This is a genomic window from Streptomyces sp. NPDC012835, assembly GCF_042900885.1.
Lineage (GTDB): Bacteria > Actinomycetota > Actinomycetes > Streptomycetales > Streptomycetaceae > Streptomyces.
In genome coordinates, this window is record NZ_JBIBBW010000003.1 from 31,965 (window position 1) to 44,073 (window position 12,109).

The window sequence follows — 12,109 nt, forward strand, 5'->3', positions numbered from 1 at the left end:
CGTGCGGCCCAACGCCGGCGCCGGCGCCGTGCGCGCCCGGCGCGGGACCCCCCTGACACCCCCTAAATCCGGACGCGGCCTTCACAAGGGCCGATGTGACGCGCGACACTCTGAGACAGAACAGAGAGCACCCGGGAAGTGACTCTGGGGATCCCCCGTAAGCCAGCGCCGATCGCGGAAATGAGGGCAACTCATGTCCCTGCAGGATGAAATGACAGCGGTCAGGCGTCGCCTGGACGATCTGGTCCGCACGGTGGAGCAGCTGGAGCAGAACCTCCCCCGCACCCCCGGGAGCGAGCCCCGCGTAGCCGGGAGCGAGCCGTACACCGCCGGAAGCGGGCCGCGTCCCCTCGGGGGCGAGCCGCGCGCCCGCGCCACCGCGCGCGTGGAGGACCTGGTCACCATCTCCGACACCCCGTACGACAGCGCGCTGTGGACGGACTCGGACGACGAGGGCCTGGGCGTACGCGACCGGCGCGCGCCCTGACCCCGGTCCGTCCCGGCACGCGAGGCGATCGAAGCACCCGAGGTACCCGAAGCGCCCAGGATCGTAACGGACCGAGGAGACGTCTTTGGCCACCGGAACCGAACCCCCACCGGCCCGTACGAGCGGATCACCCGGCGGTACGGGTGTGCGCGGCGCCTCGCGTGCCGCCATCGCGGCGCGCCATCTGCGGACGGACCGCTGGTGGCTGGCGCCCGCCGGGACCGCCGCCGGACTCCTCGCCTTCGTCGTCTACTCGACCTGGCGCGCCTTCGCCGGCAGCGACTACTACGCGGCGCCCTATGTCTCGCCGTTCTACTCGCCCTGTCTGGCGGAGAGCTGCGCGCCGATGCGGCACGGCCCCAACTGGGAGCTGTTCGGCGGCTGGTGGGGGCTGTCCCCCGCGCTGCTGATCCTGATCTTCCCGCTGGGCTTCCGGCTGACCTGCTACTACTACCGCAAGGCGTACTACCGGGGCTTCTGGGCCTCACCGCCCGCCTGCGCCGTCGCCGAGCCGCACCGGAAGTACACCGGCGAGACCCGCTTCCCGCTGATCCTCCAGAACGTCCACCGGTACTTCTTCTACGCGGCCCTGCTGGTCGCCGGTGTCCTGACGTACGACACCGCGCTGACCTTCCGCGACGAGGAGTACGCCTGGGGCCACCTGGGTCTCGGTTCGCTGATCTTCCTCGTCAATATCCTGCTGATCTGGGCGTACACCCTCTCCTGCCACTCCTGCCGGCACATCGTCGGCGGGCGGCTGCGGCACTTCTCGAAACACCCGGTGCGCTACCGGCTGTGGAGCTGGGCCGGGAAGCTGAACGGCCGCCACATGCAGCTCGCCTGGGCCTCGCTGATCAGCGTCGCCGCGTGCGACTTCTACGTCTATCTGCTCGCCACCGGAGCGTTCGCCGACCCGCGCCTGTTCTGACGGGACGCGTTCCCCGTCCACCCCGTACGCCGTCCGATCCGTACCCCGTCCGATCCGCGCTTCTTCAGACCACCGGGGAGAGCCTTCCGACATGACGCAACTCGAACGCCGGGCCTGGGACGTCGTGGTGGTGGGCGCGGGAGGCGCCGGGCTGCGGGCAGCCGTCGAGGCGCGCGAACGGGGCGCCCGTACGGCCGTCATCTGCAAGTCCCTCTTCGGCAAGGCCCATACGGTGATGGCCGAGGGCGGAATCGCCGCCTCCATGGGCAATGTGAACTCCGGCGACAACTGGCAGACCCACTTCCGCGACACCCTGCGCGGCGGGAAGTTCCTCAACCAGTGGCGGATGGCCGAGCTGCACGCGCGTGAGGCGCCCGACCGGGTCTGGGAGCTGGAGACCTGGGGCGCGCTCTTCGACCGCACCCCCGACGGCCGCATCTCGCAGCGCAACTTCGGCGGACACGAGTACCCGCGCCTCGCTCACGTCGGCGACCGTACCGGCCTGGAGCTGATCCGCACGCTCCAGCAGAAGATCGTCTCGCTCCAGCAGGAGGACTTCCGGGAGTACGGCGACCACGAGGCGCGGCTCAAGGTCTACCAGGAGTGCACGGTCACCCGGCTGCTGAAGGACGGCGACCGGATCGCGGGGACCTTCTGCTACGAGCGGGAGTCCGGCCGCTTCTTCGTGCTGGAGGCCCCCGCCGTGGTCCTCGCCACCGGCGGCATCGGCAAGTCCTTCAAGGTGACGTCGAACTCCTGGGAGTACACCGGCGACGGGCACGCGCTGGCGCTGCTCGCGGGAGCGCCCCTGCTGAACATGGAGTTCGTGCAGTTCCATCCGACCGGGATGGTCTGGCCGCCCTCGGTCAAGGGCATCCTCGTCACCGAATCCGTGCGCGGGGACGGCGGGGTGCTGCGCAACTCCGAGGGCAGACGCTTCATGTTCGACTACATCCCCGACGTCTTCAAGGAGAAGTACGCGGAGTCCGAGGAGGAGGGCGACCGCTGGTACGAGGACCCGGACCGCAATCGCCGCCCGCCCGAGCTGCTCCCGCGCGACGAGGTGGCCCGCGCCATCAACTCCGAGGTGAAGGCGGGCCGGGGCTCCCCGCACGGCGGGGTCTTCCTGGACGTCTCGACCCGGATGCCGGCGGAGGCGATCCGGCGCCGGCTGCCGTCGATGTACCACCAGTTCAAGGAGCTGGCGGACGTCGACATCACGGCGGAGGCGATGGAGGTCGGCCCGACCTGCCACTACGTGATGGGCGGGGTCGCCGTCGACTCGGAGACGGCCGCCACGCCGGACGTCGCGGGGCTGTACGCGGCGGGCGAGGTGGCGGGCGGGATGCACGGCTCCAACAGGCTCGGCGGGAACTCCCTCTCCGACCTGCTGGTCTTCGGACGGCGGGCCGGGCTGTACGCGGCCCGGTACGCGGGCGGACTGGCCGCGCGCCCGGTGCCGGACGAGGGAGGGATCGACGCGGCGGCGGCCGAGGCGCTGCGGCCGTTCGGCGCGGAGGGGTCCGCCCGTCACGACGCCGGGCCGGGCCCGGAGAACCCGTACAGCGTCCATCAGGAACTCCAGCGGACGATGAACGACCTGGTCGGCATCATCAGGACCGAGGACGAGATGGTCCGGGCGCTGGAGAAGCTGGCCGAGCTGCGGCTGCGGGCCGCGCGCGCCGGGGTCGAGGGGCACCGGCAGTTCAACCCCGGCTGGCACCTCGCGCTCGATCTGCGGAACATGCTGCTGGTCAGCGAGTGCGTGGCGCGCGCGGCCCTGGAGCGTACGGAGAGCCGCGGCGGTCACACCAGGGAGGACCATCCCGCGATGGCCGCCGACTGGCGCCGGATCAATCTGCACTGCCGGCTCAAGGACAGCCCGGGCGGCAGGATCGCGCTGACCCGGCGGGCCACCGAGCCCATCCGTCCGGATCTGCTCGCCCTGTTCGACAAGGACGAGCTGGTCAAGTACCTCGCCGAAGAGGAGCTTCACGAGTGAACGCGAGCGCTTCCACCTCCTACGAGGCGACGTTCCGGATCTGGCGGGGCGACACGGACGGCGGGGAGCTGACGGACTTCGCCGTCGAGGTGAACGACGGTGAGGTCGTCCTCGACATCATCCACCGCATCCAGGCGACGCAGGCGGCGGACCTGGCGGTGCGCTGGAACTGCAAGGCGGGCAAGTGCGGTTCGTGCAGCGCGGAGATCAACGGACGGCCCCGGCTGATGTGCATGACCCGGATGTCCGTCTTCTCCCGCGAGGAGCCGGTCACCGTCACCCCGCTGCGCGCCTTCCCGGTGATCCGCGATCTGGTGACGGACGTGTCCTTCAACTACGAGAAGGCCCGGGAGGTACCGGCCTTCGTCCCGCCGCCGGGGGTGGCGGCCGGTGAGTACCGGATGCGGCAGGTCGACGTGGAGCGCTCGCAGGAGTTCCGCAAGTGCATCGAGTGCTTCCTGTGCCAGGACACCTGCCATGTGGTGCGGGACCACGAGGAGAACAAGGCCGCCTTCGCCGGGCCGCGCTTCCTGATGCGGGTGGCCGAGCTGGACATGCATCCGCTGGACGCGGCCGGGGAGTCGGGGATCGACCGCGCGAGGGCCGCGCAGGACGAACACGGGCTGGGCTACTGCAACATCACCAAGTGCTGTACGGAGGTCTGTCCCGAGCACATCAGGATCACGGACAACGCGCTGATCCCGCTCAAGGAGCGGGCGGTGGACCGCAAGTACGACCCGCTGGTGTGGCTGGGCAGCAGGATCGGGCGCCGTCGCGGCTGACGGTACGGCCGGGGGCCCGCTCGTACCGTCCGGGCGACGGCGTACGGGCGGGCCCCCGCCGGGCGGGCGCGGGGCGCGTCAGCCGAGCAGCTTCAGGATCGCCTCGGTGGTGCCGGTCTCGCCGAGCGCCGGGAAGATCTTCTCGACGGAGTTGGTGTGCACGCCCTCGTCCGTGTCGGTGACCGCGTCGGTGGCGATGGTGACGTGGTAGCCGTGCTCGTGGGCGGCGCGGGCCGTGGACTCGACGCCCTTGCTGGTGGCGATGCCCACCACCACGACCTGGGTGACGCCCCTGCGGCGCAGCTGGAGGTCGAGGTCGGTGGCGTGGAAGGCGCCGTACGTGTGCTTGGTGACGACGATGTCGCTGTCCCGCTGCCCCAGTTCGGGCACGAAGTCGGCCCAGTCGGCGGCGGGGAGGCCGCCGCCGCGCGGGGCCGCCTCCGTACGGCCGGGCGCCCTTCCGGTGACCCGTACGAGCACGACGGGCAGGTCCTTCGCCCGGAAGGCGTCGGCGAGTTCGGCCGCGCGCCGCACGACCTCGGCGGCGGGGTGGACGGTGGGCAGTCCGACGATGCCCTTCTGGAGGTCGACGACGACCAGTGCGGTCCTGGGGTCGAGGGTGGTGGCGGTCATGGTGGTGCTCCTTGCGGTGAGGGGGGCGGGGGCCCGGGCGCTCAGTGACGTGCGTCCCGGTCGGGGCGCAGGGCCCGGTCGGTGAGGGTGAGGAGGACGAGGAGCACTCCGAGGAGTGCGCAGGCGCCCGCCATGAGGCGCAGACCGCCGTCGCTCGCCCGCTGGCCGTAGGCGAGGGCGATCAGCCCGGCGGCGGAGATGGCGCCGATGTACTGCGCGGTGCGCTGGAGTCCGGCGGCGGAGCCTATGGACTCGGGCGGTGCGTGGGCCTGTACGGCGGCTTGGTTGCTGGTGCCGATCAGGCCCTGGGGCACGCCGAAGCAGACGCCGGCGAGCAGCAGGACGGGGAGCGGGGTGGCGCCGCTGAAGAAGAACAGCAGGACGGCCCCGCCGGTCAGCGAGAGGCAGCCGAGGGTCAGCGGGCCGCGTATCCCCTGGGTACGGGCGCCGAGCAGTGAACAGGTCAGCGCGGCCAGCGACATCGGCAGCATGAGCAGCCCGGTGTCGCCGGAGGAGAAGCCGCGGGCCTCTTCCAGCCACTGGGTGTATCCGTACATCACGCAGTAGATCAGCAGATAGCTGGTGCCGTGCCGCAGATAGGTGCGGGCCAGCGGGCCGTTGGCGGCGATCATCCGCAGATCGATGAACGGCCGCGGTCGGCGCAGCTGCCACCAGGCGAGCAGGCAGGACAGGGCGGCGAACGGCGCGAGCAGCCACCACGCCGGATGGGCCAGGTCGAGGAGGAAGAAGACGAGGACGGTCAGCGCGGTGGCGAACAGCCCTATGCCGAGCGGATCGAGCGACCTGCCGAGCGATTCGCCACCGGGGACGGCGCCGGGTGCCTGTCCGCGAGGCGGGTCGGCGGGGATCCAGAGGACTCCGACGGCGAAGGCGATCAGCGCGACGGGCAGGTTGACGGCGAAGATGCCCCGCCAGCCGACCAGCATCACCAGCACCCCGCCGAGGGTCGGCCCGACCGCCATGCAGCCGAGCGTGGCGAAGGAGAGCCGGGCCAGCACGGGACGGGGAGCGGGCCGGCCGACCCGGCGGCCCTCGTCGCGCAGGACGGACATGGCGGCGGGATAGGCGGAGGACGTGCCGATGCCCAGGAGCACCCGGGAGACGATCAGCCAGCCGAAGGACGGCGCCGCCATGCCGATCAGCCCGGACGCGAGGACGACGACGAGCCCGGCGAGGAAGATCCGGCGCGCGCCCAGCGTGTCGGCGAGCTTGCCGAGGACGGGCTGGGCGACGGCGCTGGCGAGGTAGAGCACGGAGATCAGCCACGCGGTGTCGGCGGCGCCGACCCCGAAGTGGTGCCCGATCGCCACCAGCGCGGTGGAGATCATGGTGGTGTTGAGCGGGTTGAGTACGGAGCCGATGAGCAGCGGCGCGGTGAGCCGGGCGCTGAACCCGGGGACGGGCGCGGCACCAGGGGCGGGGCCCGGAACGGGCGTGGTGGCCGCCGATTCCGCCGGGGCCTCCGTACCCGTGCCGGGGGTGTCCGTACCCGTGCCGGGGGTGTCCGTACCCGTGCCGGGGGTGTCCGTACCCGTGCCGGCTCGCGCGGGAGCGCCCGTGGTGACGGCATCCGCGGTGGTGGCCGTCTCCGTACGGGCCCCCGCGCCCCGCACCGCGCGGCTCGTCGGACTATCGCCTGCTTCCGTCCGATTCACCCCCTTCGACCAACCGCTCCAGCAGCGCCACGGCCTCGGCCAGCGTGCGGCGTTCGGCGGTGTCCAGCTCGCGGGCCATGACCTCGGTCAGCCATCCCCGCTTGGCCGCCCGCAGTTCGGCGAGCGTGGTCAGGCCGGTCGGGGTGGCCGACACGACGGACTGGCGGCCGTCGTCGGGGTCGGGCGTCCGCTCGACCATGCCCTGCTCCTCCAGGGCGCCGAGGGTCAGCCGCATGGACTGCGGGCGTACGTACTCGGCGCGGGCCAGGGCGGCCGTGGTGGACGGTCCTTCCGCCAGCCGCGCCAGGACCGTGCGCTGGGAGGGCGTCAGCCGGCTGTCGTGGCTCGCGGCCACGCGCATGCGCCGCGCGAGTCTGCCGACCACGGCGGTGACGTCGTCGGCGAGGTCCTCGGCGCTCGGCGCCTTCACCGACTGGTCTGCGGGCGGTTCGGTCATCTGCGCACCGTAGAAGATAGGCAGGCAACCTTGCAAGTTTCCCTGCCTTTCCCCGCCGAGGGGGCTGACCGCTCGCCCCTCGCCCGCCGAACGGTCCGGTCGCGAACCCTTTTACCGGGACATAGCCTCCCGATTGTGACGACTTCCGTGCGCGCCGTCAGGACCCGGATAACCGGCCGGGTCCTGCTCGCCCCGCTGGTCCTGGTGTGGTGGACGGCCGGGCCCGGAGCGGGCGGCGCGCGGGCCGAGGAGCCGGCGGCGCTTCCTCGGCGGTACGCGTACCCGGCGGCCCTCGGCGCGGCCGGTCCGGGCGGGCACGCGGCCGAAGGGGGCGCGACGGACGCGGGCGCGGCCGTCTATCTGGTGCTGCCCGTCGCCGTGCTGCTCGCCGCGGTGGCCGTCGCCTCGTACACCTTCGTCAAGCGCAGGCGGCGGATGGCGAACCGTACGACCCCGGGCGGCGCCCCCGCCGACCGGGGCACGTCCGGCGGCTCGGGGCCGCCACCGCGCAACCCGTCGGCGGAGCCGGCCATCCGGGCGGAGCGGGCGCTGGTCGGGACGGACGACGCCGTGCGCGCCCGCCAGGAGGAGCTGGCCTTCGCGGCGGCGCGGTCCGGGGCGCCCGACGTGGCGCGCCTCACCGAGGCGGTGGCCTTCGCGGAGGGCGAGCTGACCGTGGCGTTCCGGCTGCGCCAGGAGCTGGACGACGCGCCGCCGCCGGACGACCGGGAGCGGCGCGGCGTGCTGGCGGAGATCCTCGCGCGGTGCGCGCGGGCCGACGCGCGGCTGGACGCCGAGGCCGAGGGGTTCGACCGGCTGCGGGCACCGGAGCGGAACGTCCCGGAGGCCCTCGGCTCCGTCGCGCTCATCTGCCGCGCCCTGGCCGGACGGGCCGCCACCGCACGCGAGACCCTCGGCACCCTGCGCGGGCGGTACGCGGACACGGCCGTCGCCCCCGTCGCGGCCGACGCCGACGAGGCCGGGAACCGGCTCATGTGCGCGGGCTCGGCGCTGGACGAGGCCAGGGGCCTGGTCGACGCCGGGGACACCGGCGGGGCCGCCGCGCGCGTGCGCGCCGCCGGGAGCGCGGCCGGGCAGGCGGCCGTCCTGGTCGAGGCGGTCGAGCGGCGGGCCCGGGAGCTGGCGGAGGCCGCCGGGATGCTGCCCGGCGCGCTCACCGGGACGGAGACGGACCTGGCGGAAGCCCGCGGCCTGCCGAAGGACGGCACACAGGGCGCGCCCGTCGCCGATCTCCAGGGCCGCATCGGCCGCGCGGAGGCGATGTTCGCGGACGTACGGCGGGAGGTGGCCGGCGGGCGCTACGACCCGATCGACGCGTTGCGCCGGATCGGGGAGGCGGACACGCTGCTGGACGGGGCGCTGACCGGGGCGCGCCGGCCCGACGCCGACCGTCCCAGGACCGGCGCGCTCCTCGATCAGGCGATGCTCACGGCCCGCTCGGCGACCGGCGCCGCCACCGCCTACATCACCGCGCACCGGGGCGCGGTCGGCGCCCCGGCCCGCACCCGCCTCGCGGAGTCGCGCCGCCTGCTGGAGTGGGCGCGTGGCCGCGCGGCGGCGGGCGACGCGCACACCGCGCGGTCCGAGGCGCGGCGGGCGGACGCCCTGGCCCGGCAGGCGCGGGACCTCGCGGAGCGGGACGTACGGTCGCACCGGGGCCGGTCCGAAGAGGGTACGGGCGCGATCGAAGCGGGCAGCGGGGCGGGCGGCGGCGGGGCGGGCGGCCGATCCTGACCGGGGTTCCGGTCCCGGCCGCCGCCGGTCGCTCCCGTACCGGCACAGACCTACCCGTACCCCCTGGCCGTTCTCCCGACCGCGCGCCGTCAGAACATGCTCAGCAGCTGCTCCACCGTCGGCTCCGCCGCCGCCGTCTCCCCGTCCGGCAGGGCGAGTTCGAACCAGACCGTCTTGCCGCGCGGGGTACGGCGCGAGCCCCACGCCGCGCTCAGCAGCCCGACCAGTTGCAGACCCCGGCCGCCCTCGTCGGTGTCGCGGGCCCTGCGGCGCCTGGGCTGCACCAGCCCCGCGTCCCACACCTCGCAGACCAGGGTGCGGTCGCGCAGCAGCCGCAGCCTGATCTCGCCCTCGCCGTACCGCAGCGCGTTGGTCACCAGCTCGCTGACGAGCAGTTCGACGGTGTCGACCAGCGGTTCGAGGTCCCAGGCGAGCAGTTGCGTGCGGGAGAGTTCCCGGGCCCGGCCGACCGAGCGGGGCTCGCGCGGCAGCTGCCAGTCGCCGACCGCCTCGGTGGGCAGCCCCTGGATGCGGGCCATCAGCAGGGCGATGTCGTCCTCACCGTGCCGGGTGTCCAGGGTGTTCAGCACATGGTCGCAGACGTCCTCCAGGGGCCGGCCCTGGTTGGCGAGGGCCGCCCGCAGGGCGGTGAGCCCCTCGTCCAGCGGCTGGTCCCGGGACTCGACCAGCCCGTCCGTGTAGAGCGCGAGGAGCGCGCCCTCGGCCAGGTCCACCTCGACCTGCTCGAAGGGCTCGCCGCCCACCCCGAGCGGCATGCCGGGCGGCACGTCGAGCATCAGCGCCTCCTCGCCCGGTTCGACCACGGCGGGCGGGAGATGTCCGGCGTTCGCGAACGTGCAGCGCCGGGTGACAGGGTCGTAGACCGCGTACACGCAGGTGGCGAGGTAGACCTCGGAGAGGTCGGCGTCCCGTGACTTGTGCGCGACGCGCGACGCCTGCTGGGCGCCGCTGGGGGTGCCGAGGCCACGGGCGATCTCGTCCAGCGCGGAGAGCACTTCGGCGGGCTCCAGATCGAGCAGCGCCAGGGTGCGTACGGCCGTACGGAGTTCACCCATGGCGACCGCGGCCCGCAGTCCGCGCCCCATGACGTCGCCCACGACCAGCGCGGTCCTGTGGCCCGGCAGCTCGATCACGTCGAACCAGTCGCCGCCGACCTCGGTGGCCGTGGTGCCCGGCAGATAGCGGCAGGCGATGTCCAGACCGGCCGCCTCGGGATCGCCGGGCGGCAGCAGGCTGCGTTGCAGGATCAGTGCCCGCTCGTGCTCCCTGCGGTAGAGGCGGGCGTTGTCGATACAGACGGCGGCGCGGGCGGCGAGTTCCACGGCGAGGAACCGGTCCCGCTCACCGAACGGCTCGCTGCCCTTCGTACGGGAGAACTGGACCAGCCCGATGACGGTGTCGTGCGCGACCATCGGGACGGCGAAGCTCGACTGGACCGGACTGCCCGCCTCGCCGGGGATGGTCTGCACCTGTCCGGTGCGCAGGGCGTTCGCGCTGAGCGAGCTGAAGGGGAAGCGGTGCACCACGCCGACGTCCGGCGGTACGTACCCCGCGTCGTCGGTGCCGACGGGGCCCGTCAGCGGCCCGTCCGAGACGGCGCTCGCGAAGCCGACCCGGCGCAGCCGGGCGCTGCCGCCGCCGGACTCGGCGCCGGAGGACTCCCAACGCCCCGGCGGCGTCTCCTCGCCGGTGAGCAGCGACTGGTAGAGGTCGACGGAGGCGAGGTCGCAGAAGCCGGGCACGGCGACGTCGAGCAGCTCGCGGGCGGTGGTCTCCAGATCCAGCGAGTTGCCGATCCGGGCGCTCGCCTCGTTGAGGAGCGCGAGATTGCGCCGGGCGCTGGCGGCCTCGCGGGCCGCCGCGTGCCGGTGCGTGACATCGGTGCCGACCCCGGCGATACCGAGGACGTTCCCGGAGCCGCTGTGGACGCGGTAGAGGTTCATCGACCAGTTGCGGCGCTCCTGGTCGGCCGGCCTGACGCCGACGATCGGCAGGTCGGTGACGGACTCCCCCGTCTCCAGGACCCGCTGGAGCGCGGCGGTCAGCCGGTCGGCCTCGGAGCGGGAGAGGTAGTCGTACGCCGTACGGCCCCGGTGGTCGGTGACCCCGCCGCCGAAGACCGTGGCGAAACGCTGATTGGCGCGCCGTACTTTGAGGTCCGTACCGAACAGGAGAAACCCGAAGGGAGATTGGCCGAAAATAGCCTGCGAAGAGGCCAGGTCGGTTTCGATCCGGCGCAGCGCGCGGACGTCCACGACGATGCAGAGCGCGGCCCGTTCGCCGCTCTCCGTCTCGCTGGGCATCACATAGACCTCGGCGAGCCCCGTCTCCCCGCGCCCGCCGGGCGCGCGGAAGGGGAGCAGCCCGGTCCACTCCTTGCCGTCGAGGATCTCCCGCACCTTGCGGCGTCCACGCGACCGCAGGTCGGCAGGCATGAGCACCTCGACCGGGTCCTTGCCTCTGACCTCGTGCGCGTCCATGCCGAACAGCTCGCCGGCCCGTTGGCTCCACTGATCCACCAGCCCATCGGGGCCGATCGAGAACGATGCGGCCCTGATGTAGTCATAGATCGAGCCGGGCGGACTGCTCTGCCATACGACGTCGCCCGTCGCCCCAGATATTTCGCTCACGCGACCGTCCCCTCCAGCTCACGCACCGGACCGGCCCTTGCCCGCAGTATTCAGCACTACGGCCCCGGCCGGCACGCCGTTCACGATCACAGCACAGTCTCGCTCTTTTTGAGCCGAGCGGGGCGTGATCGTTGTCCCTTCACACTTCTAACCAGAGAGGGGCAGCTCGAACCACACGGTCTTACCTGTCTTCCCACGTCGCGTCCCCCAGCGTCGTGCGGAACAGGCCACGAGGCGCAGCCCCCGGCCCCGTTCGTCGTCGGGTCCGGGGGCGCGCTCGACGGGAGGATCGGGGAGCGGGTCGGAGACCTCCACCAGCAGATCACCGTCGGGCACGGCGGCTTCCGGGACCTCGGCGGCTCCGGCTTCCGCTCCGGCCTCCGCCCCGGCCTCCGCTCCGGCGAGCGGGCCGGGGGGACGGCGCGGGGCGGGCTCGGTGCTCCCGGACGGTACGGGCGGGGGCGCGCCGCCGATCGCCAGCCGCACCCCGATCGGCCCCGAGGCGTACCGCAGGGAGTTGGTCATCAGCTCGCTGACCAGCAGAACCGCCATCTCCGCCGCAGCGACGGGCAGGCTCCAGCGGTGGAGCGTGTCGCGCACGACATGGCGGGCGGTGCGGACGGCGTCGGGTTCGGCGGGGAAGGTCCACTCGGCACACGCGCCGCTCTCCGTGTCGATCAAGCCGACCACATCCCGGAACGACGGCGGACCCGCACCTTGTGGGCGGTACGTACTTAC

General features: G+C 73.2%; 10 protein-coding genes. 5 read left to right on the plus strand and 5 right to left on the minus strand.

The window, feature by feature from the left end; all coding sequences use genetic code 11:
- Positions 1-193: 193 nt before the first annotated feature.
- The 4 genes from ACFY6S_RS13470 to ACFY6S_RS13485 all read left to right on the plus strand — a co-directional run bounded on the left by ACFY6S_RS13470 (position 194) and on the right by ACFY6S_RS13485 (position 4,199).
- On the plus strand, positions 194-487 hold the full coding sequence (locus ACFY6S_RS13470; protein WP_388815424.1) for a hypothetical protein: 294 nt from the start codon (positions 194-196) through the stop codon (positions 485-487).
- A gap of 85 nt (positions 488-572) precedes the next feature.
- The gene (locus ACFY6S_RS13475) at positions 573-1,415 is read left to right on the plus strand and encodes a hypothetical protein (protein WP_388815426.1); all 843 of its coding nucleotides are present in this window, start codon (positions 573-575) and stop codon (positions 1,413-1,415) included.
- A gap of 91 nt (positions 1,416-1,506) precedes the next feature.
- On the plus strand, positions 1,507-3,417 hold the full coding sequence (locus ACFY6S_RS13480; protein WP_388815428.1) for a fumarate reductase/succinate dehydrogenase flavoprotein subunit: 1,911 nt from the start codon (positions 1,507-1,509) through the stop codon (positions 3,415-3,417).
- On the plus strand, positions 3,414-4,199 hold the full coding sequence (locus ACFY6S_RS13485; RefSeq protein ID WP_388815430.1) for a succinate dehydrogenase/fumarate reductase iron-sulfur subunit: 786 nt from the start codon (positions 3,414-3,416) through the stop codon (positions 4,197-4,199). The genes ACFY6S_RS13480 and ACFY6S_RS13485 overlap by 4 nt, the downstream gene beginning before the upstream one ends.
- Positions 4,200-4,277: 78 nt before the next feature.
- On the opposite strand, the gene ACFY6S_RS13490 is transcribed toward ACFY6S_RS13485, so the two are convergent.
- The 3 genes from ACFY6S_RS13490 to ACFY6S_RS13500 are packed head-to-tail and all read right to left on the minus strand — an operon-like array spanning position 4,278 to position 6,965.
- A complete protein-coding gene (locus ACFY6S_RS13490) occupies positions 4,278-4,832 on the minus strand; it encodes an isochorismatase family protein (protein WP_388815432.1) in 555 nt (184 codons plus the stop codon).
- A 41-nt stretch (positions 4,833-4,873) separates the two neighbouring features.
- Positions 4,874-6,466: an MFS transporter gene (locus tag ACFY6S_RS13495; RefSeq protein ID WP_388815433.1), complete on the minus strand. Its 1,593-nt coding sequence runs from the start codon at positions 6,464-6,466 to the stop codon at positions 4,874-4,876.
- Between the two features lie 16 nt (positions 6,467-6,482).
- Positions 6,483-6,965 (minus strand): MarR family winged helix-turn-helix transcriptional regulator, encoded by a 483-nt coding sequence (locus ACFY6S_RS13500; protein WP_388815435.1) that lies wholly within the window; start codon positions 6,963-6,965, stop codon positions 6,483-6,485.
- Positions 6,966-7,100: 135 nt separating this feature from the next.
- Here ACFY6S_RS13500 and ACFY6S_RS13505 point away from each other — a divergent pair, with 135 nt between their 5' ends.
- Positions 7,101-8,720, plus strand: coding sequence for a TPM domain-containing protein (locus ACFY6S_RS13505; protein WP_388815437.1), 1,620 nt, complete (start codon positions 7,101-7,103; stop codon positions 8,718-8,720).
- An 89-nt stretch (positions 8,721-8,809) separates the two neighbouring features.
- Here the strand turns inward: ACFY6S_RS13505 and ACFY6S_RS13510 are convergent, their stop codons facing one another.
- Positions 8,810-11,371 carry a SpoIIE family protein phosphatase gene (locus ACFY6S_RS13510; protein WP_388815439.1) on the minus strand — a complete coding sequence of 854 codons (2,562 nt, stop codon included), beginning with the start codon at positions 11,369-11,371 and terminating at the stop codon, positions 8,810-8,812.
- 147 nt (positions 11,372-11,518) lie between these two features.
- Positions 11,519-12,061 carry an ATP-binding protein gene (locus ACFY6S_RS13515; RefSeq protein WP_388815441.1) on the minus strand — a complete coding sequence of 181 codons (543 nt, stop codon included), beginning with the start codon at positions 12,059-12,061 and terminating at the stop codon, positions 11,519-11,521.
- Between the last annotated feature and the right edge of the window lie 48 nt (positions 12,062-12,109).

What these genes read in the sequence shown, in the direction of transcription:
- ACFY6S_RS13470 (WP_388815424.1), top strand. Translation starts at nt 194, where the DNA reads ATGTCCCTGCAGGATGAAATGACAGCGGTCAGGCGTCGCCTGGACGAT.
- ACFY6S_RS13480 (WP_388815428.1), top strand. Translation starts at nt 1,507, where the DNA reads ATGACGCAACTCGAACGCCGGGCCTGGGACGTCGTGGTGGTGGGCGCG.
- ACFY6S_RS13490 (WP_388815432.1), bottom strand. Translation starts at nt 4,832, where the DNA reads ATGACCGCCACCACCCTCGACCCCAGGACCGCACTGGTCGTCGTCGAC.
- ACFY6S_RS13500 (WP_388815435.1), bottom strand. Translation starts at nt 6,965, where the DNA reads ATGACCGAACCGCCCGCAGACCAGTCGGTGAAGGCGCCGAGCGCCGAG.